The organism is Arenibaculum pallidiluteum, assembly GCF_017355985.1.
Lineage (GTDB): Bacteria > Pseudomonadota > Alphaproteobacteria > Azospirillales > Azospirillaceae > Arenibaculum > Arenibaculum pallidiluteum.
The window spans coordinates 1-26,076 of sequence record NZ_JAFIQU010000011.1 but is presented as its reverse complement, the minus strand read 5'-3'; the positions used below and the strand labels follow the sequence as shown (position 1 = coordinate 26,076).

The window sequence follows — 26,076 nt, the reverse complement described above, 5'->3', positions numbered from 1 at the left end:
GTATTACGGGACCTCGCAGCCGGACGGAGCGGGATGACGATCAGCATCGACATGGGAACCACGGCGGAACGGACGCCCGGGACGCTCGACCTCGAGGAGCTGCTGGCGACGCGCCTGCTGGTGCAGGGCAACTCGGGATCCGGCAAGTCGCACCTGCTGCGCCGGCTGCTCGAGCAGAGCGCGCCGTGGGTCCAGCAGGCCGTGATCGACCCCGAGGGCGACTTCGTCACCCTGGCCGACAAGTTCGGCCATGTGGTGATCGACGCCAGCGCCCATACCGAGGCGCAGCTCCAGCGCGTCGCGGACCGCGTGCGCCGGCACCGGGTCTCGGTGGTGCTCGACCTCGAAGGGCTCGACGTGGAGATGCAGATGCGCCACGCGGCCGCCTTCCTGGGCGGGCTGTTCGATGCCGAGCGGGATTTCTGGTACCCTATGCTGGTGGTGGTCGACGAGGCCCAGCTCTTCGCCCCGGCCGCGGCGGGCGAGGTCTCGGACGAGGCGCGCAAGGCGTCGCTGGGCGCCATGACGAACCTGATGTGCCGGGGCCGCAAGCGCGGCCTGGCCGGGGCCATTGCCACCCAGCGGCTGGCCAAGCTCGCCAAGAACGTGGCGGCCGAGGCCTCGAACTTCCTGATGGGCCGCACCTTCCTCGACATCGACATGGCGCGCGCCGCCGACCTGCTGGGCATGGAGCGCCGTCAGGCCGAGATGTTCCGCGACCTCGCGCGCGGCCATTTCGTGGCGCTCGGCCCCGCGCTGTCGCGCCGGCCGCTTCCGATCCGGATCGGCGAGGTGGAGACCGCCGGCCGCGGCGGCGCCCCGCGCCTGACCCCGCTGCCGGCGACCCCGCCCGAGGACGCGCGGGAGCTGATCCTGAAGCCCGGCGAGGAGGAGCAGGCGCCCCGGCCCGCGCCCCGCCGCGCGCCCCCGGCGCCGAGCGCCGAGATGCTGCTGGAGCTCGCCCGCGCCCGCCAGGCCATGGCCGCCGCCGAGGCCGAGGCCGCCCCGGGCGAGCGGGCGCAGGCACTCGACGCGGTGATGCTGGAGCTGCTCTCGGACCCAGAGGCGGCCTACCGCTCGGTCGCCGTGCTGTACCAGGACTTCCTGGTCCGCTGCCGCGCCCACGGGGTCAACGGCCGCCTGCTCGACCTTCCGGCCTTCCGGCGCAAGCTGGCCCAGCTCCGCGCGGGCGTGGCCGCTGACACGGCGGGCGGCGAATCCTGGCAACAAGCGACCGCCGTCGCGGCCGACCTTCCCGAGGATATTCAGGGCGTCTTCCTGCTGCTGGCCAGGGCCGCCATCGAGCAGGCCCCCTGCCCTTCGGATGCCGAGGTGGCGCGCGCCTGCGGAAGCCGCTCGCGCGGGCGGGCGCGGCGCCTGCTGGCCTATCTCGAGCAGCGGGGCCTCATCGCGAGCCGGACCGAGATGTCCGGCCGCGTGATCGCCCTGCCCGATCTCGGAGCCGAGACGGCGCCGGGCGATCCCGACGCCGAGGAGGCCCCCGCCGGCCCCGACGAGACCGTCCCGGACGTGGCCTAGGACCGACCGGAATCCACTAAGCGACGACGGATTGAGAGCGGCTCGAGCTTCAGGGCGAGGCTCAAGCCGCTCTGGGCGCTAGGCCGCTCTGGGCGCCAGGCTGCTCTGGGCGCCAGGCTGCTCTGGGCGCCAGGCTGCTCTGGGATCAGGCCGACCGGATCTCGCTCAGGAAGCTTTCGACCTCGCTCGCCAGGGTCGTGGACTGCAGGCCGACGCCGCTGGCGGAGTTCAGCACCGTCGCGGCCGAATGCCCCGTCACGGCGGCGCTCTCGGTCAGCTCGGCAAGATTGGCGGAGACCTGGTGGGTGCCCTCCGCGGCCTCCTGGACGTTGCGCGCGATCTCGGCGGTCGCGGCCTCCTGCTCCTCGATGGCGCCGGCGACCACGGTCGTGATCTCGTCCATCTCGCGGATCGTCCCGACGATGCCCCGGATCATCTCCAGCGCCTGGCCGGTCGCCTGCTGCAGCGCCGCCACCTGCGTCTGGATCTCCTCGGTCGCCCTGCCCGTCTGACCGGCCAGTGTCTTGACCTCGTTCGCGACGACGGCGAAGCCCTTGCCGGATTCGCCGGCACGGGCCGCCTCGATCGTCGCGTTCAGGGCCAGGAGGTTCGTCTGCGAGGCGATCGCCTGGATCATCTGGACCACGTTTCCGATGCGCCCGGCCGTCTCGTCGAGCGAGCGCATCATGTCGTCGACCCGGCCGCTCTCCGCGACCGCCTGGCGCGACACCATGGCGGACCGGCCCGTCTGCGCCGCGATCTCGCGGATCGAGGCGCTCAGCTCCTCGGCGGCGGTCGCGACCGTCTGCACGTTGCCCGAGGCCCGCTCGGCCGCGCCGGACGCCTGCCGTGCCTTGCCGCTCGCCTGCTCGGCGAGGCTCGCCATCTGCTCGGCCGTGCCGCGCATGGCCGAGGCGCCGCTGCCGACCGCATCGACCACGACGCCGACGCGGCGCTTGAAGCTGTCGGCGAGCTCGGCGAGGCGGCGGTCGTAGCTCGCCTTGTTCTCCTCGATGTAGATCGAGATCGCGACATCCATGTCCAGCATGGCGGCGGCGTTCAGGGCCCGCAGCAGCCGCGCGAGGCGCTCGCGCCCCTGGCCCGGGCGCCAGCGCTGGGCGCAGGCCCGGACCGCCGCCTCGTGCAGATGCGCGATGATGAAGGCGTAGCCCCCGATATACCAGCGCGGCTCCAGGCCGATTCGGCTGTGGGTAAGCCCGATCCGGCGCACGGACGCGAAGTAGGCGTCGTCGAAGCGTCCGGAGAACAGGTTCGCCCAGTGCCGGGCCTGTGCGGCGCGCGCATGGTCCATGCCGGCCTGCCCTCCGAACAGGGCGGCAAGCCGCGGCTCGCTCGCGACATGGGCATAGAAGGCCGCCAGGGCGCCGGGCAGAGCCGCGTCGAGCACGGGGCGGAACTCGGAGAGGACCGCACGCGTCTCCTCGCCGATTCCGAGGAAGTGAAGCCGCGCCGTGCGATCGTCCTGGCTGCTCGTCATGCTGGTGTCTCGAATATCCCTGAAATGGCGGAACGGGCCGCCCGATGCACCGCTCCGCCGGTACAGGAGGAGCACTTGCGGACCGGAGGACCCGGCAGAATCCTTCTTTGCCCCCGGTAAAGGCGGCATTAATATCGAAACCGGGCCTGCTCGGATGTTTCTTCCAGGAGCCGCCGCAGGCACGATCGGTCCCGCGCAACCTGGCCCGGAACCTCCGAACCGACAGCCATGTCCAAGAGCACTCCCGCGACCAAGGCGCTCGAGAAGGCCGGCATCCCCTTCGCGCTGCTCCAGTACGAATACGACCCCGAGGCCGCGTCGATCGGACTGCAGGCGGCCGAAGCGCTTGGCCTGCCGCCGTCGGCCGTTTTCAAGACGCTGATGGCACTGGCCGGCGACGAGCCGGTCGTGGCGATCCTGCCCTCGGATCGGGAGCTGAACCTGAAGGCGCTGGCCGCCCTGGCCGGAAGAAAGGCGGCGGCCATGATGCGCCCGGCGGAGGCCGAGCGGCTCAGCGGCTACCGCGTCGGCGGGATCAGCCCGCTCGGCCAGCGCAAGCGCCTGCGCAGCTTCCTGGATGCATCGGCGCTGGAGCAGCCTTTTATCGTGGTGAACGGGGGACAGCGCGGCCTTCAGGTGCGCCTTGCGCCGGGTGACCTCCTGCGCGCGCTCGACGCCGTGAGCGCGCCGCTGGCCGCGCCCCCCTGACGAGGGGTCCTGCCGGCTCCCGAGGACCCCCGAGGGTTCCGGTTCAGGCGCCGGCCGCCCCGTACTCCATCACGCCGTGCGCCATGGGCAGGGGCGCGTCGATGGTGCAGACCAGCCCATCCGGGGCATAGTCGATCCCCACTTCTCCCCGGAACTCGGCCGCGAGGCCACGTTCGATCAGCAGCGTGCCGAAGCCGCGCCGCGTCGGCGGCTGGACCGGCGGCCCCCCGCGCTCGCGCCAGACCAGGTGAAGGCGGGCGGGCCCGCCGGACGCGGCAGGCCGCAGCTCCCAGCGGATCTCCACGTGGCCGTCCTCGACGGAGAGGGAGCCGTACTTGACGGCGTTGGTGCCGAGCTCGTGCAGCGCGAGCGCGAGCGACAGGGCGAACCTTGGCGGCAGGCGCAGGTCGGGGCCCGCGACGCGCACGCGCTCGGGGCCGCCATGGGCCTCGACAGTGACTGCGACCAGCTCCGCCAGGTCCGCACCCTCCCAGCGATGGCCCGTCAGGATGTCGTGGGCACGGGCGAGCGCGGCGATGCGCGCGCCCACGGCGGCGCGAGCCTCCTCCTTGCTGCCGGCCGAGCGCAGCGTCTGGTTCGTGATCGCCTGCACGGTGGCCAGCGTGTTCTTGACCCGGTGGCACAGCTCGTTGACCAGCAGGCGCTGCAGCTCCTCGGCCTGGCGGCGCTCCGCGATCTCGCGCTGAGTCGCCTCGAACAGGCGGCCCTTCTCGACCGCGACCGCCGCCTGGGCGGCCACGCCGACCATGATCTGCTCCGTCCGGGCGTCGAAAACGCCGGCCTCGGCATGCCCGTAGAACAGCCCCCCGATTACCGCGCCGCTGCGTGCCGTGACGGGCACCGCCAGATAGCTGCGCACCGGCAGGTGGCCGGGCGGAAGGCCGTCATAGGGGGCGTTCTGCCCGAAACGGGAGTCGCGCGTGATGTCGTCGGACCGTACGATCGCCTTGCCCAGGAAGGTCGGCGAGAAGACGGCGTTGCCGGGACGCGGCATCGGGAAGCGCGAAAAGGCGCTGTGCGGCGCGCCGGACAGGCAGTAGAGCATGCCCTCGTCGTCGTCCGACGCCTTGTAGAAGAAGACCCCGAACTGCGCGCCGGTCAGCTCGACCCCGCCATCGATCACCCGCTGCACGATGGATTGCAGGTCCGTCTCCGAGGCGACCGAGGCCCAGGTGCGGTTCAGGATCTCCAGCCTCCGCGTCTCCTCGCGCAGCGCGGATTCGGTCCGGAAACGGTCGTGGATGTCGGTCGAGGTCCCGAGCACCCGCACCGGCCCGGCGTCATCGGCGATCACCGTCGCGCGGGCCTGGAACCAGCGGTAGGACCCATCGCGGCCGCGCAGCCGGAACTCCATCTCGAAGGGCACGCGATCGGTCATGAAGGCCGACCAGGCGGCGTCCACCCGCGGGCGATCCGCCGGGTGGAGGACGTCCTGCCAGCCGAATTCCAGGTGGTCCTCGACGGGAAGTCCGGTATACGCCGCCCATTGGGGACTGAGATAGCTGCACCGCCCCGCCTCGTCGGTCTCCCAGACGAGGTGGGGCATGGCCTCGACCACGGTGCGGAAGCGCCACTCGCTGAGCTTCAGCGCGCTTTCGGCCTCGCTCTCGCCGATGCGCCGGAGCTCGGCTTCCGCCTGGGCGCGCGCCTCGGCCTCCTGATCGGCGCGGCGCAGCGCCACTGTCTCGCGCCTTGCGCGCCCCAGTGCCTGCCGGCCCATCGCTGCCAGGAGCAGCGAGGCCAGCGCGGCGACGACCCCGAAGCCCGTCAGGTTGCGGCGCCATTCCGCCTCCAGGGTCGACAGTCCGATCCCGAAGCTGACATAGACGGGATAGGGGTCGAGCCGGCGATAGGCGTGAATGCGCGTGACGCGGTCGAGTTCCGACGTAGCCCGGTACATTCCCCTCGCCGGCGTCGTCGTGATGCTGCTCATCAGGCCGCTTTGCGGGCTCAGCACGGCGACCTTCGCGGTCGCCTGGGGCTCGCGCACGAGCACCGTCCCGTCGTCGCGGACCATGGTGACGGATTCACCCTCGGCGGTCACCGAGCGATAGAAATCGATGAAGTAGTCCGGCGCCAGCGAGGCAACGACGATCCCGTCGAAAACCCCGTCCGCGGTCTTGCGAGCACGGGACACCCGGAACAGCGACTTCCCGCTGATCCGCCCGACGATCGGGCGGCTTACGAAGGCGTGCGGCGCCGCCTGGCGGGCACCCACGAAATACTCCTGGTCGTGGACGTCGAGCGCGGGCGCCGGGAAGGCGCGGGCCATCGCCGCGATCCGCCCGTCGGCCGCGGCGATGGCCGCCCCTTCGGTATGCGTGAGCGGGCCGACGGCCTGATTGATGAAGGCCGAGATGTCGGGCGAGGCCGCGATCTCGGCCCAGGACAGGCCGGTCGTCCGGTCGTCGATCCGGTCCAGCAGCTGCTCCTGGCTCTCGAACACCTTGAGGGCATGCTCGGCGACGATATCAGCCGTGCGACGCGCGCGGTCCACGGCGGCCTGCTCGATCCGCTTCCAGTCGTACCAGGCCGCCGCGGCGAAGCCGACGAGCGGCGTCGCGATGGCGGCGAGTACCAGGATCTTGAGCAGCCTCAAACGCCGTCTCCCAAAGAAGGCCTCCGGCCGAAGCGGCCGCCCCAAGACCTGTCGAATGTATACAACAAACCTACAAAGCGGGAGTGACGAGGTTGTTCCCCGGCAACCGACGCACCCGGAATGCTCCACAAAGTAGCGGGAACTAGCTTGGTACGCGAACGTTCCCCAGCAGCACCGCTGCGTGCTCGATGCCGGGGCAAATCCCCAGGATGATCCGGCTGAGGGATGGTTCTGAGCAGGCGAATCTGAGCGGGATCGCAAAGCCGCCGGTCTGCGTGCTCGCGCTTTCCGTCGCCGGATGGAGCTCGGCCGAACCCGATTCAGGTCAAGGCCGAGAACCGCCCAATCTACCCGCGGCCGCAGCGACGGCAGAGGACGGCGAATGGCGGATGCCCGTCAGGAAACTGCGTCAGCACCCGCTACAGCGGGCTCGACGAAATCATGGCCGACGAGATCCGCGACCTTGGGTCGAGTTCACATTCACCACCGGCGTAGACCGCGGGAGCAGGCCGCTCTCCTGGTGGTGGGCAGCGTCATCGACATGGCTATTGTCAGGGCCTGCAGGCCGGGTCCATCGCGGGCCGGTGCCGCTGTCGCTGGCGGCCGTGATGCCGGTGGTCGATGGGCCCATGGGGCTGCCCATGGAATTCGACATCGCCATGGGAGTGCGGCGGGAGGACAGGGAGCTGCGCGCCGAGATCGAGGTGGCGCCGGGCCGCCGGCGGGCCGAGATCAACGCGACCCTGGCCAAGTACGGCGTGCCCAGGAGCGACATGGGGACAGCCCCGTGAAAGGCCGCCCCCGCGCCGTCAGCTACTGCTTCTGGTGCCTCTGGGCGGAGGCCGACAGCACGAAGCTGTCGTAGGGCAGCTCGGCCACCCGGAACCAGAGCTGCGTCTCGTCCAGGAAGGGACGCCAGCTCTCGTAGACCTTCTTGAAGGCCGGGTTGCGTCCCGCGATGTCGTCGTAGAGCTCGAACGCGACCTGATAGGCCGCCTGCATGACCTCGCGCGGGAAGCTGCGCAGCACCGTGCCTTTGGCGACCAGGCGCTTGAGAGCCCGGGCATTCTCGGCATCGTAGCGGGCGGTCATCTCGGCATTCGCCTCGATGCAGGCCGACTGCAGCGCCGCCTTGTACAGCGGCGGCAGCGCCTGCCATGCGTCCAGGTTCACGTAGAGCGAGACCTGGGGGCCGCCCTCCCAGAAGCCGGGATAGTAGTAGTTCTTGGCGACCTGGTAGAAGCCGAGCTTCTCGTCGTCATAGGGGCCGACGAACTCGGTCGCGTCGATGGTGCCCTTCTCCAGCGCCGGGTACACGTCGCCGCCCGCGAGTTGCTGTGGCACGACGCCGAGCTTGGCCAGGATCTCGCCGGTCAGGCCGGCGATGCGCATCTTCAGCCCGCGCAGGTCGTCGACCGTGCGGATCTCCTTGCGGAACCAGCCGCCCATCTGGGCGCCGGTGTTGCCGGCGGGGAACTGGATGACGTTGTAGGTCTTCAGGAACTCGCGCAGTGCCTCGCGGCCGCCGCCGTGCGAGAACCAGGCGTTCATCTGGCGCGCGTTCGGGCCGAAGGGCAGCGCCGTGTCGAAGGCGAAGGTCGGATCCTTGCCGACGTAGTAGTAGCCGCAGGTATGGCCGCACTGGACGGTGCCGTTCTGCACGGCATCGAGCACCTGCAGCCCGGGAACGATCTCGCCCGGGGCATGGGCGCGGATGCGGAACTTGCCGTTGGTCAGCTCCTCGACGCGGCGGCCGATGAGCTCGGACGTGCCGAACAGGATGTCGGTGCTCTTGGGGAAGCTCGAGGCGAGCCGCCACTGGACCTCGGGCGCACCCTGGGCAATCGCAGGGGCCGCAACACCGGCCGCAGCAAGTCCTGCGCCGCCGAATGCCAGCAAATCTCGTCTATTCATGGCGAATTCCTTGGGGGCGCGACCGGCCCCTCCTCCCTGGTACACCCGTAACGGAGGTGCTTTTGTTGCGCCGCAGGCGGGCCGCGTCAACCGGGATTGCCGCAGCGTCGATTACAAATGCAACATATGTGCTCCGCTCGTGCAGCATGGCATAGCGCGGCATGTACCTCCGTTGCCGAGCCCCTCCAGCGGCCACCCGCGCGCGTACACCGCTTGTCCGCGATATCGTCCCTTCCGCTGCGGGGCCCCACCCTCCTGCGCTTCGGCAACAGAGCATGCGGGACCAGGGCGCCCGGCGATGGCTCAATCCGCAGAATCCGCCCTTTTAAATCGTATACGATTTTATCGCAAGCGCATTTACTGCCGCACAGCTCTGCGGATTTTTAAGTCGTACACGATCAAATCGCATGGGATACACGCCTCACCCCAACAGGGGCAGGAAACGAACATCCGCAGATAGGAGACAGATAATGACCGACCTTCGCTCAGCCGCTGCCGGCATCGCCATGGCCCTCGCCGCCTCCACCGCCTCCGCGGCGCCGGTTCTCGAGCCCCGCACCCAGGCCTTCGTGGACGCCCTGGCCCAGTCCGGCGCGCCGCCGATCTACACGCTGAGCCATATCGATGCGCGCAAGGTCCTCGATGGCGCCCAGGCGCAGACGATCCCGAGCGCGCCGACCACGGTCGAGGACCGCGTCCTCCCGGTAGGCCCGACCGGTCGCGTCAAGGTCCGCATCGTGCGGCCGGCGGGCGCGACGCAGGCCCTGCCGGTGGTGATGTACTTCCACGGCGGCGGATGGGTGATGGGCGGGCCGCAGACCCATGACCACCTGATCCGCGAGATCGCGGCCCAGGCCCAGGCCGCCGTGGTCTTCGTGGACTACGACCGTGCGCCGGATGTCGTCTATCCCGTCCAGAACGAGCAGGCCTACGCGGCGCTGGTCCACGTGGTCGAGAACGCCCGGCAGCTGAACCTGGACGCCTCGCGCCTGGCGGTGGCCGGCGACAGCGCCGGCGGCAACATGAGCATCGCGGTCACGCTGATGGCCAAGGAGCGCAAGGGGCCCCGGATCAGCCACCAGCTTCTCTTCTACCCCGTCACGGACGACGTCTCCGACAACTCCTCCTACCGCAGCTTCGGCGAGGGGCCGTTCCTGACCACGAAGGCCATGCACTACTTCCTTGATGCGACCTTCCCGAAGGCGGCCCGCAACGAGATCACGGCCTTCCCGCTGAAGGCCTCGGTCGAGCAGCTCCGCGACCTGCCGTCGGCAACCGTGATCGTGGCCGAGAATGACCTGCTGCGCGACGAGGGCGAGGCCTATGCCCGCAAGCTCTCCCAGGCCGGCGTGACGGTTACCTCCACGCGCTACAACGGCACGATCCACGACTTCGTGATGCTCAACGCCCTGGCCGACACGCCGGCGGCCAAGGCGGCCATCGCACAGGGCGCCGAGGCCCTGCGCACGGCCTTCCAGCGGTAATCGCGTCCCCCGCTTCCATCCCACTCCGGCCCGGGGCGGCGAGCCCGCCCCGGGCTACGGGATCGGTCGCGACGCGACAGGCCAATCAACCTACGTGACACGAAAGGAACCCCGACCATGAGGACGCTGTCCATCGCCGCCGCCCTGATCGGCATCCTGTCCGTCGCCCCGGCCTTCGCCGGCGAAGGCAACCCCGGCGTGAACCAGTTCCACGGCGCCTCCGACCTCGTCTCCTTCGGCGCCCAGCCGAACCTGCAGGGCCCGCCGCCGGTCGCGGTGCGCCAGGAGGCGGTCCGCAGCGCGCAGGGCTTCCGTTCGCTGGTCTCCGGCGAGGCCGCAATCGATCCCATCTACGGCAACCTCTCGGGCCAGGGCTGGAGCAAGCTCGCCGCCGGGCAGCCCGCCGCCTCCGAGATGGCTTTCGGCGAGACCGACTTCGGCCGCGCCTTTGCCAACTGACAGGTGCCCCCGATGCCCGAGGTCCAGCGCCCCTTCCCGGGCCGAATGGTCCGGGAAGGGGCGAATTCTTCTGGTGCCTGCAGGCACGCGCCTTGGGGCTTGCAAGGCCCGGCGATCTTCCTCAGAGTTCGTTTGTAGGCGAACAGATTCGGGGGAGGCGCACCATGGCCCTGGATGCCGGAGGAGTCCCTGCCAAGGGCAAGCTCGTCGTTCGGAACGTCGGCCTCATGCTGTCCGGCGATCTCGACAGGCCTGTCCTCGACGCGGACGCGCTGGTGGCCGTCGACGGCGTCATCACGGCGATCGGCCGCGCCAATGAGCTCGACACCGAGGGCGCGACAAGCGTGATCGACGCCAAGGGCGTCACCGTCCTTCCGGGGCTCGTGGACAGCCACGTCCACCCCGTCTTCGGCGACTGGACGCCACGGCAGAGCCAGCTCAACTGGATCGACAGCTTCCTTCACGGCGGCGTCACCACCATGATCTCGGCCGGCGAGGTCCACCTCCCCGGCCGCCCCAAGGACATCGTCGGGCTGAAGGCCCTGGCGATCACCGCGCAGCGGGCCTTCGACGCCTTCCGCCCCGGCGGGGTGAAGGTCCTGGCCGGCGCGCCGGTGATCGAGAAGGGCATGGAGGAGCACGACTTCCAGGAGCTCGCCCAAGCCGGGGTGACGCTGCTGGGCGAGGTCGGGCTCGGGTCCGTCAAGGCCGGCGAAGAGGCCGCCCGCATGGTCGCCTGGGCTCGCAAGCACGGAATCCAGAGCACGATCCACACCGGCGGTCCGTCGATCCCGGGATCGGGCCTGATCGACAAGGACGTGGTGCTCGAGGCCGACGCCGACATCATCGGGCACATCAACGGCGGGCACACCTCCCTGCCCGAGGGGCATGTCTGCGAACTCTGCGAGCGCTCCAGCCGGGCCATCGAGATCGTGCACAACGGGAACGAGCGCATCGCGATCGCCGCGATGCGGGCGGCCCGGGACCTGAAGCAGCTCCACCGGGTGATCCTCGGCACCGACAGCCCCGCCGGGTCGGGCGTGCAGCCGCTCGGCATCCTGCGGATGATCTCGCTGCTGGCGGGCATCGGCGGCCTGCCGGCCGAGCTGGCGGTGTGCCTCGCCACCGGCAACACGGCGCGCATCCGCAACCTCAAGGGCGGGCTGATCGAGCCCGGCCGCAGCGCCGACCTCGTCTTCATGGACCGGGCCCAGCACACCGCCGGGCGCACGATCCTGGAGAGCATCGAGCTTGGCGACATCCCCGGGATCGGCATGGTGGTGATCGACGGCATCGTGCGCGCGGGGCGCAGCCGCAACACGCCGCCGGCCGAGAAGGTGCCCGAGCTCGTCTCCTGAGCGGCGCTACATCGTCAGATAGGCGCGGCGGACCTCCTCGTCCGCCGCCAGCTCCGCCATGGTGCCGCGGTAGCGGATGGCGCCGGTCTCGATGATGACCGCGCGGTCGCTGACCAGCGCCGCGAAATGCAAGTTCTGCTCGGACAGGACGACGGTCAGCCCTTCCTTCTTCAGCTCCAGGATGGCGTTCGCCATCATCTCGACGATGCGCGGGGCAAGGCCCTCCGACGGCTCGTCCAGCAGGATCAGCAGCGGGTTGCCCATCAGCGTGCGCGCAATGGTCAGCATCTGCTGCTCGCCCCCGCTCATGCGCCCGCCGGGCCGGTTGCGCATCTCGGCGAGGTTCGGAAACAGGGTGAAGAGCCGCTCGGGCGTCCAGCTCGGCGCACCGTTCCGCGGGGCCTGGCGCCCGACCTCCAGGTTCTCCATCACGGTCAGGTCGGTGAAGATGCGCCGGTCCTCGGGCACGTAGCCGAGGCCGAGCCGCGCGATCTCGTACGAGGCCCTGCGGGAGACGTCGGTGCCGGCGAAGGAGACGCGCCCGGAGCGCTGCTCGACCAGCCCGGCGATCGCGCGGAAGGTCGTCGACTTGCCGGCGCCGTTGCGGCCCAGCAGCGCCACCACCTCGCCGCGCGCGACCGCGAGGTCGACCTGGTTGAGGATCCGCGCCCGGCCGTACCAGGCGTCGAGCTCGGAGACCTCCAGCAGCGCGCCCGCCCCAGTTCCCGGGCCAGTACCCGTCACGGTAGCCGTCCTATGGCCCGTCATGGCAGCCGTCATGCCGCCCCCTCCTTCGCGAACATGGCGCCGGATCCGAGATAGACTTCCTGCACGTCGGGGTCGTCGCGCACCACCGGCGGCGGGCCGCTGGCGATCAGCGCCCCGCGCGAGAGCACGATGATGCGGTGCGCATGGGCGAAGACCACATCCATGTCGTGCTCCGTGAAGAGCACGGCTACGCCGCGCCGGCGCACCAGCTCGGCCGTCAGGGCCATCAGCTCGATGCGCTCCTTGGGCGCCATGCCGGCGGTCGGCTCGTCCATCAGCAGGAGGCGCGGCTCGCTCGCCAGCGCCATGGCCAGCTCGACCCGCTTCACGTCGCCATAGGCGAGCACACCGCAGGGCCGGTCGGCCTGCGGGCGCATGCCGACCTGCTCCAGCAGGTCCAGCGCCTCGTCGACATATTCGGACGCGGCGGGGCGCCAGAGGTCGAAGAGCCGCCGGTGCCGCGACAGCAGGACCATCTGCACGTTCTCGCGCACGGTCATGGAGGCGTACGTGGCGGTGATCTGGAAGGTGCGCCCGACCCCCATCCGCCAGATGCGCCGGGGCGACAGGCCCGTCAGGTCCCTGCCCTCCAGCGTCACGCTCCCGCGGTCGGGCCGGATCTGCCCGTTGAGCATGTTGAAGCAGGTGGTCTTGCCCGCGCCGTTGGGGCCGATCAGGGCCAGCAGCTCGCCCGCCCCGACCTCGAAGGAGACGCCACGCACGGCCTGCACGCCGCCGAAGGACTTGGTGAGGTCCCGGACCTGGAGGATACTCATCGCGCGACCGCCTCCTCGCGGGCCTGACCCGGCCTTCGCGGCCGCAGCCGCTCGAGCGCCCCGACTACGCCCTGCGGGAAGACGAGCACCATGGCGATGATCGCAACGCCCAGCAGCAGGCGCCAGTAGTCGGTATGGCGCACCATCTCGGTCTCGAGCCCATGGAAGACGGCGGCCCCGACGATGGGGCCGGTCAGCGTCTGCACTCCGCCCAGCAGCACCATCACGAGCGCGTCGACCGAGGTCGAGATGGAGATCAGGTTCGGGAAGACGCTGCCCTTGGAATAGGCGTAGAGCCCCCCGGCCAGCCCCGCGGCGGCACCCGAGAGCGTGAAGGCCGCCCATTGGTGACGCTTCACGGGAATGCCGATCGCGTCAGAGCGCAGCGGAGAGTCGCGTCCCGCCCGCAGCGCGTATCCGAAAGGCGAGAAGATCACCCGGCGCAGCAGGTAGATCCCGCCGCCCGCGAGCACCAGCGAGAGATAGTAGAAGGCCCATTTGGGCGCGGCCCAGGCCGCCGGCCAGACGCCGAGGATGCCGTTGTCGCCGCCGGTGACGGAATACCACTGGAAGGCCACCGACCAGACGATCTGGGCGAAGGCCAGCGTGAGCATGGCGAGATACACGCCCGAGAGCCGCACGCAGAACCAGCCAAAGACCAGCGCGCCGAGCCCGGCCGCGAGCGGCGCCGCGATCAGGCCCGGTACCATGCCGGCGCCGAGATGCTTCATCAGCAGCCCGGCGCCGTAGGCGCCGAGCCCGAAATAGGCGGCGTGGCCGAAGGACACCATGCCGCCCGGCCCCATGGCGAAATGCAGGCTGCTCGCGAAGAGCGCCAGCACGAAGACCTCGGTCAGCACCACCAGCGCGTAGTCGCCCACCGCCAGCGGCAGCGCCAGCAGCACGGCCAACGCGGCCGCCCAGGCGATCCGCGCGCCCTGAGAGGCCGGCGCTATCGGTGTCTCGGGCGCGTGGCCCGCGCGCGGGACCGCCTGCGGCCGGCCGAGAAGCCCGTAGGGCCGGACCACCAGCACCAGCGCCATCACCAGGAAGACGAGCACCAGCGTGACCTGCGGGAAGATCAGGATGCCGAAGGCCTGGAGCTGCCCGATCAGGAGCGAGGCCAGGAAGGCGCCGGCGACGCTGCCCATGCCGCCGATGACGACAACCACGAAGGCCTCGACCACGATGTTGATGTCCATCTGCAGGTTCGCGGCCTCGCGCGGGACCTGGAGCGCGCCGGCGAGCCCCGCCAGCGCCGTGCCCAGGAACAGCACCGAGGTGAAGAGCCGGGTCTGCTTCACGCCGAGGGCGCCGGTCATCTCGCGGTCCTCGGTGGCGGCGCGCACCAGGATCCCCCAGCGCGTGCGGTGGAACAGCAGCCACAAGAGGCCGAGCACCGCCGGCCCCAGCGCGATCAGCAGGAGGTCGTATTGCGGGAAGGGCCGCCCCAGGATGCGCACGATGCCCTCCAGCCCGGGCGCGCGCGGGCCCAGCAGGTCCTCGGGGCCCCAGATCGCCAGCGCCAGGTCCTGGACCACCAGCACCAGCCCAAAGGTCGCGAGGAGCTGGAACAGCTCGGGGCTCCGGTACAGCCGGCGCAGCAGCAGCACCTCGACGGCGACACCGAGAAGGCCGGCGAACACCGCGGCCCCTGCGACCGCGCCCCAGAATCCCAGCGCGCCCGAGAGCCGGTCGGCCAGGCTGTAAGCGACGAAGGCTCCGAGCATGTAGAAGGAGCCGTGGGCGAAGTTCACGATCCGCGTGACCCCGAAGATGATCGAGAGCCCGGCGGCCACCAGGAACAACGACGACGCATGCGCGAGCCCGCTGAGGAACTGCGCGACGAGGAACCCCATGGGGCCTCCGGGATCAGCTGGCTGGATGGGCGGGAAGGCGCGAAGGGCCCGCGGCCCCTCGCCCTTTCCCGCCCGGGATCAGGACGCTTCCGTTACCTGCAGGCCGTTACTGCGGCCGCCGCTTCGCGACCACCTCGTCGGGCGGCAGGTAGGCCGCGCCGTCAGCGTAGCGCCAGTCGGTCATCACGCCGCGGCCGCCCTTCACCGCGATCTTGCCGACATAGGCGCCCAGCGTCGCCTGGTGGTCGCTGCCGCGGTAGGTGATCGCGCCCAGGGGCGTGTCGACCTTCAGCCCCTGCATGGCGTCGACGAGCTTCTCGGCGTCGGTGGAGCCGGCCCTCTCCAGCGCGGCCGCTGCCGTCTTCATGGTGACGTAGCCGACGATCGAGCCCAGGCGGGGATAGTCGTTGAACTTCTTCTGGTAGGCCGCCAGGAAGGCCTTGTGCTCGGCCGTGTCGATCTGGTCCCAGGGATAGCCCGTCACGATCCAGCCCTCGGGCGCCTCGCCCTTCAGCGGGTCGAGGTATTCGGGCTCGCCGGTCAGCAGGCTGACGACGGGCTTGCCCTCGAACAGGCCGCGCAGCGTCCCCTCGCGCACGAACTTCGAGAGGTCCGGCCCGAAGGTCACGTTGAAGATGGCGTCGGGATTGCCGGCCGCGAGGGCCTGCGCGGTCGAGCCCGCGTCGATCTTGCCCTGGGCCGGCCACTGCTCGGTCACGAACTCGACGTCCGGACGCTTGGCCTTCAGCAGCTCCTTGAAGACCGCGACGGCGGACTGGCCGTACTCGTAGTTCGGCGCCACCGTGGCCCAGCGCTTTGCGGGAAGCTTGGCGGCCTCCTCGACCAGCATGGCCGCCTGCATGTAGTTCGAAGGACGCAGGCGGAAGGTGTAGCGGTTGCCCTTCTCCCAGGTGATGGCGTCTGTCAGAGGCTCGGCCGCGATGAACAGCGTCTTGTTCTGCTTCGCGAAGTCCGAGACCGCCAGCCCGATATGGCTGAAGAAGGTCCCGGCCAGCAGGTGCACCTTCTCGGCGGTCACGAGCTCGTTTGCGATGCGCACCGCGTCGTCGGGCTTGCCGTTGTCGTCGCGCGAGACGACAACGATCTTGCGCCCGCCGAGCACGCCGCCCTTCGCGTTGATCTCCTCGACCGCCAGTTCCCAGCCGTTGCGGTAGGGGATCGTGAAGGCCGGCAGGCCCGTGTAGCTGTTGATCTCGCCGATGCGGACGGGGTCCGCCGCGAGCGCCTGCCCGGCGAGGCCCACCGCCAGCACGGCGGCAACCGAGCTCCCCAGGACCATACGTCTAGATACCGTCATGTTCTCTGCTCCCTGTTCGATTGCCGGGGCCCGGGCTCTTCGTGGCCCGGAGCCTTGCCGATGCTTCCGTCGCTAGCGCAGGCCGTCCTCTCCCTTGACCTGATCCTTCGTCAGGCCGCCGACGCGCGGCAGCGGCCGCCCGCCCGCCGTGACCGCCACGGCGACGACGATCTCGCCGGCCCGCGGCGCGTCGGGCACGCGCACCTCGATCGCATCGAAATGGCTGCGCACGTAGGCGGCGTCCTTGTGGCCCAGCGGCACGTCGATCGGCGTGCCGAGGCCGCCGCGCTTCTTGGCCGAGGGGATCAGCGCCGGGCCCTTGCCGAGCACCGCGCGCACCGGCGTGCCCATCTTGGGGTGCAGCAGCGCCGCCGCATGCTCGAGCTCGCCCGCCTCGCCGACGATCGCGGCCTTGCCGAAGCTCTCGGCCTGGTCGCCCGGAATGCCCAGCGCCTCGACGCAACGCCGCGCCAGCATGCCGCCGAGCTCCTCGCCGGCCTCGATCAGCGGGGTCAGGTCCTCGACATAGCTGCCGGCGAAGGGGTTCTCGATCACGGCGCAGGCGACGGCGCGGCGCACGGGCGGATCGACCGGCCGCCCCATCTCCTCGCGGATCTCGTCGACGACCGTCAGTATCTTGCGGATGCGCGCGCTCATCGCAGCCCGTCCTCCCCCTTGATCTCGGAAGCCTTCAACCCGCCGACGCGGGAATGCACCCGGCCCCCGGCGGTCATCACCAGCACCAGGACGATCTCGTCCGCGGCGGGCGCGCCGGGCACGCCGACCTCCATTGCGTCGAAATGGCTGCGCACGTAAGAGGCGTTGATATGCGTGATCGGCACGTCGAGCCGGGCGCCGGGGGCGCCGACCTTCTTGGCCGAGGGCACGATCGCCTTGGCATTGCCGAGCACCTCGCGCATGGCATAGCCCCCGGGCACGTGCCACAGCGCCCCGTGCTCGAGCTCGCCCGCCGCGCCGACGATCGCCCCCTTGCCATAGCCCTCGACGATCCGGGGATCGCCGCCCAGCCGCCGGACGAGCCCGTGCGCGAGTTCGACGCCCAGCGGCGTCAGCGCCTCCATCATCGGCAGGATCTCAGGCTCGTAGCGCCCGGCATAGGGGTTGCGCAGCACGGCCGCCACGGCGGCGCGCAGGCGCGGCCGCTCGGGCGGCGGCCCGAACTCGTGCCGGATCTCCTCGATCTCCTCGTGGATCCGGCGCACCTCGATCAAGCCCATGCAAGCTCCTTCCCCGAAGCGAACCCCCGCGCCGGGCCCGCGAGCTGGCCCGCGGGCGCGCCGACAACCCTCACCCTGCCCTGCAGCACCAGCACTGCGCCATGGACCAGTCCGCGCTGCAGGAGATCCTCGGCATATGCACGCCCCCCGTCCAGCGCCGAGACGACGGCATCCTCCGGAAGCGTGCCGACCGCGACCGTGACCGGCAGGTCGCCCAGGTCGCTGTCGTCCTTCACCGCGCGGGCGGGGCGCCGGACCACGGCCGCGTGATCCGACCGCACGGCGTTGGCGATCATGGTGGCCGCCGCGTCGGCGGCGGCCCCCGTCCCGGCGAGCGCCGTCACCGAATCTGCGATGCCGAGGCTCTGGCTGCGCCCGCGCCATCCGCTGGTGGCGAGGCCCCTGACGGGCATGTCGTGGGTGACGGCGATGGTGCCGTCATGGGCCGGCCGGTCCAGGTCGGCCACAAGCCCGACGGCGAAGGACGCCCCGGGCGACAGGTGCAGGGCGATGTCGCCCCCATTGTTCACATAGGCCCGCGTCAGCAGCGCCCCGGCCGTCTGGGCCGCCCTCATGGCCTCCATCACCTCGTCGGCGACGGCCCCCGCGACGGCGGCCATGGGCGTGATGAACTCGGGCGCGAAGGGCAGGCAGGCCGCGGCCATGCGCCGGGCGACGGGCCCGCGCAGCGCCGGGGCCGCCGCCTGCACGGGGCTGCGCAGCAGCGGCAGCTCCGAGACGAGCACCGAAAGGATGTCCTGGAAGCGGTCGATGGCGGCGCCATGGGCCTGCTCGACCGACGCCGGGTCGCCATCCGCCCCGATCACGAGGTCGATGGGCCCGTGCTGCAGGTGCAGCCGGCCGTCGGGGAACCTGGCGGCGACCGGCCCGCTCACCCGCCGCCTCCCCCATCTGGGCCCCCGCCCGGGCCCCCAGCCGGCCCCTCGGGCTGGCCGCCCGAACCGCCGGCCAGCGGCCAGGGGTTGCCGGGCTGCCAGCCGATCACGCGGGCCCGGGCGGTCCGGGCGACGTCCTCGATGGAGCGGACCTTGCCCACATGGCCGCCCAGCGCCTGGTAGTCTTCGAGTCGCAGGGTGAACTCGATGGGCGCCACGATCGCCGGCGTCGGCACATGGCCGAAGGCGTTCGCCGGCAGCCGCGTCACATCCACCATCAGCGTGATGCCGCCGCCGGGCCAGATATAGACAGGCGCCCCGCCCGTGGTCACCCGGGTCAGCGCCTGCTGCACGGAGCGCGTCAGCCGCACCGGGTTCTCGGTCACGCCGGCCCGCAGCGACCCGCCGGCGCCGGCCATGAACAGGACGGTCGCAAGCGCGGGCTCGCAGTTCTCGCCGATCCGCTCGACCACCTTGGCGACGGGCTCCGGCATCGGCGCCGCCACCGGGCGGAGTTCGTCGTCCAGCACCGCGTAGAAGCTGTCCTCGCCGGTGGTCGAGACCATCAGGAGCCGAAGCCCCGGCCAGGCGACGGCGGGATCGATCCGCTCGATGATGGTCAGCGGGTCCGTCACATCCGTGCCGCCCCAGCCGGTGCCGGGCTCCGCCACCTGGAAGTAGCGCCCGGGGGTCGAGCGGCGCCCGCGCACCCGGATGCCCGAAGGCCGCATGTCCAGGCACCGGCCGGCCTGGTGCTCGGTGAGGACGCCGGTGATGTGGTCGTCCACCACGATCACCTCGTCGACCTGCCCGAACCATTGCTGCGCGAACATGCCGATGGTGGCGCTGCCGCAGCCGACGCGCATGCGCTGCTCCTGCCGGCCGTCGATCTCCGGCGGCCTGCCGGCCTGCACGGTCAGCGACGCGCCCCCCGCGACCTCCAGCTCGACGGCCTCGCCGTTGCAGAGCTTAAGCAGCGTCTCGCAGGTGACGACGCCCTCCTTCTTGGAGCCGCCGGTGAGGTGCCGGACGCCGCCGAGGGCCAGCATCTGCGAGCCGTACTCGGCCGTGGTCACATGGCCGACCTGCTCGCCCTTGCACAGCACGGCCGCCTGCTCGGGCCCGATGAAGCGGTCGGTGTCGATCTTCACCTTCAGTCCGCAATAGCTGAAGATTCCCTCGGTCACGACGGTGACCATGTCGACGCCGTCGACGCGGCTCGACACGATGAAGGGTGCGGGCTTGTAGTCGGGATATGTGGTCCCGGACCCGATGCCGGTGACGAACAGCGCGCCGGGCGTGACCGGGTTGCCTTCCCATTCGGCCCCGGCGAAGGGCACCATCTCGCCCGCGCGCTCCAGCGTCCGCTGGGCCAGCGTCATGGGGTCGACGCGTGCCAGCACCCCGTCCTGGTTGGCGTAGCGGTCGCAGGCGCCGGTCCGCCCGGGCCGGATGCGGCACAGCACCGGGCATGCATCGCAGGTGACGATCGCCGCCTCGGGCGGGGCGGGCGCCTCCACGGCGGTCATGGCGTCACCCCCACACCCGCCGCCCGCAGCGCGGCCAGAACCCTGTCGGGCGTCGCGGGCGCCCGAGTGATGCGCACGCCGGTCGCGTGGTGCAGCGCGTTCAGGATCGCCGGCGCCGTGGGGACCAGCGCGGGCTCGCCGATGCCCTTGGCGCCGAAGGGCCCCAGGGGCTCGCGGTCCTCGACCAGGATGCACTCGATCTCGGGGACGTCGCCGAAGGTCGGGATCAGGTAGTCGTGCAGGTTCTCGGTGCGCCCGGGCACGTATTCCTCCATCAGCGCGAGGCCCAGCCCCTGGGCGATGCCGCCCTGGATCTGCCCCTCGACCTGGATCGGGTTCACGGCGCGGCCGACGTCGTGGGCGGCGACGATGCGCGTCACCTTGACCGTCCCCAGCTCCAGGTCCACGGCGATCTCGGCCATCTGGGCGGCGAAGCCGTAGGTGGCGTAGGGCACGCCCTGCCCGTCCTCGTCCAGGGCGGTGGTGGGCGGATCGAAGGTCCCGACGGCCGAGAGCACGTCGCCGCGGGCATCGGGCTCGAGATCGGCCAGCCGCAGCGTGCGCTCGCCCCCGGCATCGCGGGCGTGCACGCAGCCGGCCTCCAGCCTCAGCGCCGCGTCCTCGCCGACATTGAGCCGGCGCAGCAACTCGGCCCGGAGCCCACGCCCCGCGCGCTCCGCCGCATTGCCGGACACGAAGGTCTGGCGCGATGCCGAGGTCTTGCCCGCGTCCTCGGTCAGGTCGGTGTCGCCCGTCACGAGGTCGAAGGCGTCCATGGGCAGGCCCAGCGCGTCGGCGCAGATCTGGACCATGATCGTGTTGGAACCCTGCCCGATGTCGACCGCCCCGTTGTAGAGGACGATGCGTCCGTCGGGCCGCAGGCCGACGCGCATGCTGGACGGGTTCGAGAGCGAGGTGTTGCCGATGCCGTACCACATGCAGCCGATGCCGACGCCGCGGCGCACCGCCCCGCCGGCGCGGTTGGCGGCCTCGGCCGCGGCGCGGGCGGCGCGCCAGGGCTCGCGCAGGGCCGCGATGCAGGCGGCGAGTCCGCAGCTCGCCTCCAGCACCTGGCCGGTGGCGGTCGGCTCGCCGGCGCGCAGCGCGTTGAGGTGCCGGAACTCCAGCGGGTCCATGCCGAGCTTCGCCGCGAGGTCGTCCATCAGCGCCTCGTGCGCGATGGCGGCCTGCGGCACGCCGAAGCCGCGGAAGGCGCCCGCCGGCGGGTCGTTCGTATGAAGGGCCCGGGTCAGCGCCCGCACATGGGGCACGTGATAGGGCCCGGTCGCGTGCACCGGCACCCGATTCGCGACCGTCGGACCCCAGGAGGCGTAGGCCCCGGTGTTGAAGTCGCCCGCGAAGTCGTAGCCGAGCAGCCGGCCGTCGCTGCCGGCGCAGGCCCGCGCCATGATCCGCGCGGGGTGCCGCTTGGTAGAGGCGGCCATGGATTCCGGCCGCGAATAGGTCCAGCGCACCGGCCGCCCGAGCCGCCATGCGGCCACGGCCAGCAGCGGCTGGACCGACAGGTCCAGCTTGCCGCCGAAGCCGCCGCCCACGGCGGTCGGCACGATGCGCACCTGCTCGCGCGAGAGGCCCATCACATGGGCGATCTCGTCGCGGTCCATGTAGGGCGTCTGGGTGCAGGCGACGATCTCGATCCGGTCGCCGACCCGGCGTGCCCAGCCCGCTTCGGGCTCGATATAGGCATGCTCGACAAAGGCGGTCTCGACCTCGACCACGCTCGCGGCCGCGGCAGCGGCGAAGGTATCGTCGACCGCGCCCTTCACGACGCGGCCGCGGACCAGGACGTTGTCCGGCAGGTCCGCATGCAGCACCGGGGCGCCGCCCGCGCGCGCGGCCTCGAAGGTGACGGGGGCCAGCGGCTCCCATTCGATGGGGATGTCGGCATCGGTCAGCGATTCGATGGTGTCGGCATCGCCGACCAGCGCCAGCACGGCCTCGCCGCGGTAGCGGACCTCGCCATCGGCCAAGGCCGGCTGGTCCTTGCCCGTGGGATAGATCCCGTAGCGGTTGACCGGCACGTCGGCGGCGGTGAGCACCGCCGCGAGGCCCGGCCAGGCGCGCCGCAGTGCCGCCAGGTCGCCCAGCCGGAAGCGGGCTCGCGCGTGGGGTGAGCGCACCGCGCGCAGCCACAGCGCATCGGCCGGCATGGCATCGGCGCCGTAGCGCTCCTCGCCGGTCAGCTTCGCGATGCCGTCGGTCTTGGCGACCCGCGCGCCCACCGCGGCGCCCGCCTGCGGCACCAGGAAGGCGATGCCGTCCTCGGCCGCGCCCATCACCGCGTCGACGATCTTCCGGTAGCCCGTGCACCGGCACAGCACGCCGCCCAGCGCATCCTCGACCTCCCCGCGGGTGGGCGCGGGGTTGCGCTCCAGCAGGTCGGTGGCCGCCATCAGCATGCCTGGGGTACAGACGCCGCACTGGGCCGCGCCGTGCCGGTGGAAGGACGCCTGCAGGCGGGTGAGGCGCGCCTCGTGTCCTCCACGCCCCCCAATGGCCGGCCCCTCGACGGCCAGCCCCTCGACGGTCTGCACGTGCCGGCCGGCGACCTGGCCCACCGGGGTCAGGCAGGCGCAGACCTGGCGGCCGTCGATCCGGACGGTGCAGGCGCCGCAGTCGCCGGCGTTGCAGCCGACCTTGGTGCCGGTAAGGCCGAGATCCTCGCGCAGCGCCTCGGACAGGCGCCGGATCGGCGGCACCCGGATGGTGACTGGGCGGCCGTTCAGCAGGAAGCTGGTCTCGGCCGCGGCGGCGCCGACCCTGTCGATCGTTCCTGTCATGCCTGCTCCGTCAGCGTGCGGATGGCGCGGCGCACGAGGACGAGCGCCGCCTCCCTGCGGTATTCGGCGGTGCCGCGCACGTCGTCGATCGGGCTGAGCCCATCGAGATGCGCGGGGGTCACGGTGCCGGCGAGATCCGGGCCCAGCGGCAGGCCGCGCAGCGCCGCCTCCAGCGCGGGCAGGCGGCGGGCCACGGGGCCGCAGGCGCCGACCGCGACCCGGATCCGGCCGACCGTGCCGTCGGCCGCGGGCTCCAGCACCGCGGCCGCCATGGCGATGGAGATCACGAGATAGCGGCGCGCACCGAGTTTCTCGAAGCTCGACCGCGCCCCCGGGCCGGGCTCGGGGATCAGCAGGGCGGTCGCGAGCTCTTCCGGGCGGCGCGCCGTGCGCCGGTTGCCCAGGACGAACTCGGCGACGGGGATGCGGCGCAGCCCGGCGGATGAGGCCAGCTCCACCTCGGCGTCGAGGGCGAGCAGGCTGGGAACGCCGTCGGCCGCGGGCGATGCGTTGCAGAGGTTGCCGACCACCGTCCCCGCGTTCTGGATCTGCACGCCGCCGACCTCGCGCGCGGCGCGCCGGATCCCGTCGAGCCAGGGCGGCAGCGGCGCCTGGGCAAGCTCGCTCCACGTCGCGAGCGCCCCGATCCGCAGCCATCCGCCGTCGAGGCCGATGCCCTTCAGCGCGGTGATGCCGGTGATGTCGAGGACGTCCTCGGCGAAGGGCCGGCCGAGGCGGGCGGGAAAGACGTCGGTGCCGCCGGCGACGACAGTCGCAGGGCCGCCGGCCAGGGTGGCGAGCGCGTCGGCGAGTGCGAGCGGCCTGTGATACCGTCCCATAGTCACCCCTTCGCTGGCGGCTACGGTTTTGTTCGTGTACGAATAATGATCCTCACGGGTTCGAAGCTCTGTCAAGAGCCCTTGGAAACCCTCCCGGAAGCAGTCGAAAGCATGTCCTCACCCAAGCTTTCCCCCAGGACCCGCACCGCCGCCGCCCGCCGGGAGGAGCCGTCGCTCCCCTCCGGCACGGCCTCGCCCGACGCCCCCCCGCCGTCGCCAGGCGACGGCCAGCCCTCCGGCGCCGCGCCCGAGGGCGAGCCGCCCTACCGCGTGACCGAGCAGGTCGGCTATCTGCTGCGCCGGGCGCACCAGCGGGCTTCGGCGCTCTTCCAGGAGCATTTCTCCGGTATCGACCTGACGCCCACGCAGTTCGCGGCCCTGTCCGTGCTGGTGGACGAGGGCGAGCTGTCCCAGAACCTGCTGGGTCGCGTGACCGCCATGGATCCCGCGACGATCCAGGGGGTGGTGATGCGCCTGCGCGACCGCGGCCTGGTCGAGCGGGTGGCCGACCACACGGACCGGCGGCGCTTCATGGTGCGGCCGACCGCGGCCGGGAGGGCCATCGCCACCGGCGCCATCGCCGAGGCGCGGGCCGTGACCGCGGCCACGCTGGCGCCCCTGAAGCCCGCCGAGCGCAAGACCTTCCTGGCGCTTCTGCGCCGGCTGGGCTAGAAACCCGCGCGTCCGGGATGCCGCCCCGGCCGGGGCGGCATCTTGAAAAAGACTGTTCGTGTACATATGATCTGGCCATCCAGGACCGGGCGGCGCAAGGCCCCGTTTCCCCGTGCCCTGGCAGGACGGAAACCGCGCGGGAGAGCCCGATGAGCGCCTTTGCCGAGGAGACGGTCGTCGAGGTCCGCCACTGGACCGACACGCTGTTCAACTTCACCCTGACCCGGGACCCCAGCTTCCGATTCGCGAACGGCCAGTTCGCCATGATCGGGCTGATGGTGGAGGGGCGGCCGCTGCTGCGCGCCTATTCCATGGCCAGCGCCAATTACGAGGAGCGGCTGGAGTTCCTGTCGATCAAGGTGCAGAACGGGCCGCTGACCTCGCGCCTGCAGCACATCCGCCCCGGCGACAAGGTGCTGGTCGGGCGCAAGCCCACAGGGACGCTGCTGCTGGACAACCTCAAGCCCGGCCGGAACCTCTATTTCTTCGCGACCGGCACGGGGCTCGCCCCGTTCCTGAGCCTGATCCGGGACCCCGAGGTCTACGAGCGCTACGAGAAGGTGATCCTGACGCACACCGTGCGCTACGAGGCCGAGCTCGCGCACCGGGAGTTCATCACGAAGGAGCTGCCGGCCCACGAATATGTCGGCGAGCTCGTCAGCGGGAAGCTGCTCTACTATCCCACCGTGACGCGCGAGCCCTTCGCGACCCAGGGCCGCATCACCGACCTGATCCGCTCCGGCCAAATGGCGGCGGATCTCGGCCTGCCCGATCTCGACCCCGCCCAGGACCGCGCCATGATCTGCGGCGGTCCCGACATGCTGACCGAACTGAAGGACCTGCTGGAGGCCCGCGGCTTCGCCGAGGGCTCGAGCCAGGACCCCGCCGACTTCGTGGTCGAGAAGGCCTTCGTCGAAAAGTAGGAAGCAGGGCCCGAAGACGGGGCGCATCACCCCCCTCGGCGTCATTCCGGCAATCCCGCCATTACCGGATCGAATCCGCCGCCCCGGCGCGGGGCTGCGCCGGATGCGTGCGCCCCGCTGCGAGGACGTATCGGCCCGGCCGGCCGGGCGGCCGCATGCCACCCGGCCGGAGGCGTGGCGCCCCCCTTGGTGCCGCGGCGGGAGCCTCGGCCGGATGCCGCTCAGCGCGGCGCGGCGGCGTCCAGCGCCTTCCTGAGGGTCCCGATGTCGCGCATCATCCGGCGGACGTCCTCGACATCCAGCCCGATGGTCCTGGCGAGGCAGGCCGGGACGGCGTTGCCCTTCTCCTGCAGCGCCCGCCCCTGAGGGGTCAGGCGGATACGCACCTGGCGCTCGTCGGCGGGATCGCGCGAACGCTGGACATGGCCCATCGCCTCCAGACGCTTCAGCAGCGGGGTCAGGGTGTTCGATTCCAGCGACAGACGCTGGCCGAGGCTTCCGACGGTCTGGTCGTCCTGCTCCCACAGCACGAGCATGGCCAGGTACTGCGGGTAGGTGAGGCCGAGATCGTCGAGCAGCGGCTTGTACACGCGCCCGAAGGCATGGGTGGCGGAATAGAGGGCGAAGCAGAGCAGGTTGTCGAGTTTCGGATCGCTGGACATGGTGGCACTCCTGGGGCTTTCCGCATTTAATATATCGCACACGATGTGATCGCAAGCGCGTCCGGCGCGCAGCAGGGTTGCAGGATTATATATCGCGTACGATCTGATCGTATGAGATTGTCCTCTCACCCCAGCACGGGACACCAACACACACCCAAGCGACACCAACCCAACCACCCAAACAGCAAAGGAACCCACGCCATGAAGACCCTGAC

22 protein-coding genes are annotated in these 26,076 nt (G+C 71.2%); 8 read left to right on the top strand and 14 right to left on the bottom strand.

Translation table 11 applies throughout. From position 1 onward, the window contains the following. Positions 1-33 precede the first annotated feature (33 nt). The gene (locus tag JUB13_RS20020; protein WP_207482055.1) at positions 34-1,539 is read left to right on the top strand and encodes an ATP-binding protein; all 1,506 of its coding nucleotides are present in this window, start codon (positions 34-36) and stop codon (positions 1,537-1,539) included. 145 nt (positions 1,540-1,684) lie between these two features. Here the strand turns inward: JUB13_RS20020 and JUB13_RS20015 are convergent, their stop codons facing one another. Next, positions 1,685-3,037: a globin-coupled sensor protein gene (locus tag JUB13_RS20015; protein WP_207482054.1), complete on the bottom strand. Its 1,353-nt coding sequence runs from the start codon at positions 3,035-3,037 to the stop codon at positions 1,685-1,687. A 228-nt stretch (positions 3,038-3,265) separates the two neighbouring features. Between JUB13_RS20015 and ybaK the strand changes: the two genes are divergently transcribed. Next, complete coding sequence (gene ybaK, locus JUB13_RS20010; protein ID WP_207482053.1) at positions 3,266-3,745, top strand: Cys-tRNA(Pro) deacylase; 480 nt, start codon at positions 3,266-3,268, stop codon at positions 3,743-3,745. 43 nt (positions 3,746-3,788) lie between these two features. Here ybaK and JUB13_RS20005 read toward each other — a convergent pair whose 3' ends face one another. Continuing rightward, positions 3,789-6,365, bottom strand: coding sequence for an HWE histidine kinase domain-containing protein (locus JUB13_RS20005; protein ID WP_207482052.1), 2,577 nt, complete (start codon positions 6,363-6,365; stop codon positions 3,789-3,791). A gap of 548 nt (positions 6,366-6,913) precedes the next feature. On the opposite strand from JUB13_RS20005, the gene JUB13_RS20000 reads away from it, so the two are divergent. Next, positions 6,914-7,156, top strand: a complete 243-nt coding sequence (locus JUB13_RS20000; protein ID WP_207482051.1) for a type 2 periplasmic-binding domain-containing protein — start codon at positions 6,914-6,916, stop codon at positions 7,154-7,156. Between the two features lie 22 nt (positions 7,157-7,178). Here JUB13_RS20000 and JUB13_RS19995 read toward each other — a convergent pair whose 3' ends face one another. Further along, positions 7,179-8,279: a TRAP transporter substrate-binding protein gene (locus tag JUB13_RS19995; protein ID WP_207482050.1), complete on the bottom strand. Its 1,101-nt coding sequence runs from the start codon at positions 8,277-8,279 to the stop codon at positions 7,179-7,181. Positions 8,280-8,749: 470 nt separating this feature from the next. On the opposite strand from JUB13_RS19995, the gene JUB13_RS19990 reads away from it, so the two are divergent. The 3 genes from JUB13_RS19990 to JUB13_RS19980 all read left to right on the top strand — a co-directional run bounded on the left by JUB13_RS19990 (position 8,750) and on the right by JUB13_RS19980 (position 11,580). Further along, positions 8,750-9,763, top strand: a complete 1,014-nt coding sequence (locus JUB13_RS19990) for an alpha/beta hydrolase (protein WP_207482049.1) — start codon at positions 8,750-8,752, stop codon at positions 9,761-9,763. Between the two features lie 117 nt (positions 9,764-9,880). Beyond that, positions 9,881-10,222 carry a hypothetical protein gene (locus JUB13_RS19985; protein WP_207482048.1) on the top strand — a complete coding sequence of 114 codons (342 nt, stop codon included), beginning with the start codon at positions 9,881-9,883 and terminating at the stop codon, positions 10,220-10,222. Positions 10,223-10,386: 164 nt separating this feature from the next. Continuing rightward, positions 10,387-11,580 (top strand): amidohydrolase family protein, encoded by a 1,194-nt coding sequence (locus JUB13_RS19980; protein WP_207482046.1) that lies wholly within the window; start codon positions 10,387-10,389, stop codon positions 11,578-11,580. 6 nt (positions 11,581-11,586) lie between these two features. On the opposite strand, the gene JUB13_RS19975 is transcribed toward JUB13_RS19980, so the two are convergent. From JUB13_RS19975 to JUB13_RS19930, 10 genes are all read right to left on the bottom strand, one after another. After that, positions 11,587-12,348: a branched-chain amino acid ABC transporter ATP-binding protein gene (locus JUB13_RS19975; RefSeq protein ID WP_207482280.1), complete on the bottom strand. Its 762-nt coding sequence runs from the start codon at positions 12,346-12,348 to the stop codon at positions 11,587-11,589. Between the two features lie 8 nt (positions 12,349-12,356). Beyond that, positions 12,357-13,124 carry an ABC transporter ATP-binding protein gene (locus tag JUB13_RS19970; protein WP_207482044.1) on the bottom strand — a complete coding sequence of 256 codons (768 nt, stop codon included), beginning with the start codon at positions 13,122-13,124 and terminating at the stop codon, positions 12,357-12,359. Next, on the bottom strand, positions 13,121-14,983 hold the full coding sequence (locus JUB13_RS19965; protein ID WP_207482043.1) for an ABC transporter permease: 1,863 nt from the start codon (positions 14,981-14,983) through the stop codon (positions 13,121-13,123). The genes JUB13_RS19970 and JUB13_RS19965 overlap by 4 nt, the downstream gene beginning before the upstream one ends. Positions 14,984-15,089: 106 nt before the next feature. Beyond that, entirely contained in the window at positions 15,090-16,301 is a 1,212-nt protein-coding gene (locus tag JUB13_RS19960; RefSeq protein WP_207482042.1) for an ABC transporter substrate-binding protein, read from the bottom strand. Between the two features lie 72 nt (positions 16,302-16,373). Beyond that, positions 16,374-16,958 (bottom strand): amino acid synthesis family protein, encoded by a 585-nt coding sequence (locus tag JUB13_RS19955; protein ID WP_207482041.1) that lies wholly within the window; start codon positions 16,956-16,958, stop codon positions 16,374-16,376. After that, positions 16,955-17,539, bottom strand: coding sequence for an amino acid synthesis family protein (locus JUB13_RS19950; protein WP_207482040.1), 585 nt, complete (start codon positions 17,537-17,539; stop codon positions 16,955-16,957). The genes JUB13_RS19955 and JUB13_RS19950 overlap by 4 nt, the downstream gene beginning before the upstream one ends. After that, on the bottom strand, positions 17,530-18,435 hold the full coding sequence (locus tag JUB13_RS19945; RefSeq protein ID WP_207482039.1) for a UPF0280 family protein: 906 nt from the start codon (positions 18,433-18,435) through the stop codon (positions 17,530-17,532). Before JUB13_RS19945 ends, JUB13_RS19950 begins: the two co-directional genes overlap by 10 nt. Beyond that, complete coding sequence (locus JUB13_RS19940; RefSeq protein ID WP_236025089.1) at positions 18,432-19,964, bottom strand: 6-hydroxynicotinate reductase; 1,533 nt, start codon at positions 19,962-19,964, stop codon at positions 18,432-18,434. The genes JUB13_RS19945 and JUB13_RS19940 overlap by 4 nt, the downstream gene beginning before the upstream one ends. Then, a complete protein-coding gene (locus JUB13_RS19935; protein WP_207482038.1) occupies positions 19,961-22,765 on the bottom strand; it encodes a molybdopterin-dependent oxidoreductase in 2,805 nt (934 codons plus the stop codon). Before JUB13_RS19935 ends, JUB13_RS19940 begins: the two co-directional genes overlap by 4 nt. Then, positions 22,762-23,604, bottom strand: coding sequence for an FAD binding domain-containing protein (locus tag JUB13_RS19930; protein WP_207482036.1), 843 nt, complete (start codon positions 23,602-23,604; stop codon positions 22,762-22,764). The genes JUB13_RS19935 and JUB13_RS19930 overlap by 4 nt, the downstream gene beginning before the upstream one ends. Positions 23,605-23,715: 111 nt before the next feature. Here JUB13_RS19930 and JUB13_RS19925 point away from each other — a divergent pair, with 111 nt between their 5' ends. Then, entirely contained in the window at positions 23,716-24,276 is a 561-nt protein-coding gene (locus JUB13_RS19925) for a MarR family winged helix-turn-helix transcriptional regulator (protein WP_207482034.1), read from the top strand. 149 nt (positions 24,277-24,425) lie between these two features. After that, the gene (locus JUB13_RS19920; protein WP_207482032.1) at positions 24,426-25,199 is read left to right on the top strand and encodes a ferredoxin--NADP reductase; all 774 of its coding nucleotides are present in this window, start codon (positions 24,426-24,428) and stop codon (positions 25,197-25,199) included. 221 nt (positions 25,200-25,420) lie between these two features. Here the strand turns inward: JUB13_RS19920 and JUB13_RS19915 are convergent, their stop codons facing one another. Continuing rightward, positions 25,421-25,861, bottom strand: coding sequence for a MarR family winged helix-turn-helix transcriptional regulator (locus JUB13_RS19915; protein WP_207482029.1), 441 nt, complete (start codon positions 25,859-25,861; stop codon positions 25,421-25,423). Between the last annotated feature and the right edge of the window lie 215 nt (positions 25,862-26,076).

Excerpts from the sequence above, each read along its gene's own strand:
- JUB13_RS20020 (WP_207482055.1), top strand. The coding sequence starts at position 34 with ATGACGATCAGCATCGACATGGGAACCACGGCGGAACGGACGCCCGGG.
- JUB13_RS20015 (WP_207482054.1), bottom strand. The coding sequence starts at position 3,037 with ATGACGAGCAGCCAGGACGATCGCACGGCGCGGCTTCACTTCCTCGGA.
- ybaK (WP_207482053.1), top strand. The coding sequence starts at position 3,266 with ATGTCCAAGAGCACTCCCGCGACCAAGGCGCTCGAGAAGGCCGGCATC.
- JUB13_RS19995 (WP_207482050.1), bottom strand. The coding sequence starts at position 8,279 with ATGAATAGACGAGATTTGCTGGCATTCGGCGGCGCAGGACTTGCTGCG.
- JUB13_RS19990 (WP_207482049.1), top strand. The coding sequence starts at position 8,750 with ATGACCGACCTTCGCTCAGCCGCTGCCGGCATCGCCATGGCCCTCGCC.
- JUB13_RS19985 (WP_207482048.1), top strand. The coding sequence starts at position 9,881 with ATGAGGACGCTGTCCATCGCCGCCGCCCTGATCGGCATCCTGTCCGTC.
- JUB13_RS19980 (WP_207482046.1), top strand. The coding sequence starts at position 10,387 with ATGGCCCTGGATGCCGGAGGAGTCCCTGCCAAGGGCAAGCTCGTCGTT.
- JUB13_RS19975 (WP_207482280.1), bottom strand. The coding sequence starts at position 12,348 with ATGACGGGCCATAGGACGGCTACCGTGACGGGTACTGGCCCGGGAACT.
- JUB13_RS19970 (WP_207482044.1), bottom strand. The coding sequence starts at position 13,124 with ATGAGTATCCTCCAGGTCCGGGACCTCACCAAGTCCTTCGGCGGCGTG.
- JUB13_RS19965 (WP_207482043.1), bottom strand. The coding sequence starts at position 14,983 with ATGGGGTTCCTCGTCGCGCAGTTCCTCAGCGGGCTCGCGCATGCGTCG.
- JUB13_RS19960 (WP_207482042.1), bottom strand. The coding sequence starts at position 16,301 with ATGACGGTATCTAGACGTATGGTCCTGGGGAGCTCGGTTGCCGCCGTG.
- JUB13_RS19955 (WP_207482041.1), bottom strand. The coding sequence starts at position 16,958 with ATGAGCGCGCGCATCCGCAAGATACTGACGGTCGTCGACGAGATCCGC.
- JUB13_RS19950 (WP_207482040.1), bottom strand. The coding sequence starts at position 17,539 with ATGGGCTTGATCGAGGTGCGCCGGATCCACGAGGAGATCGAGGAGATC.
- JUB13_RS19940 (WP_236025089.1), bottom strand. The coding sequence starts at position 19,964 with ATGACCGCCGTGGAGGCGCCCGCCCCGCCCGAGGCGGCGATCGTCACC.
- JUB13_RS19935 (WP_207482038.1), bottom strand. The coding sequence starts at position 22,765 with ATGACAGGAACGATCGACAGGGTCGGCGCCGCCGCGGCCGAGACCAGC.
- JUB13_RS19930 (WP_207482036.1), bottom strand. The coding sequence starts at position 23,604 with ATGGGACGGTATCACAGGCCGCTCGCACTCGCCGACGCGCTCGCCACC.
- JUB13_RS19925 (WP_207482034.1), top strand. The coding sequence starts at position 23,716 with ATGTCCTCACCCAAGCTTTCCCCCAGGACCCGCACCGCCGCCGCCCGC.
- JUB13_RS19920 (WP_207482032.1), top strand. The coding sequence starts at position 24,426 with ATGAGCGCCTTTGCCGAGGAGACGGTCGTCGAGGTCCGCCACTGGACC.
- JUB13_RS19915 (WP_207482029.1), bottom strand. The coding sequence starts at position 25,861 with ATGTCCAGCGATCCGAAACTCGACAACCTGCTCTGCTTCGCCCTCTAT.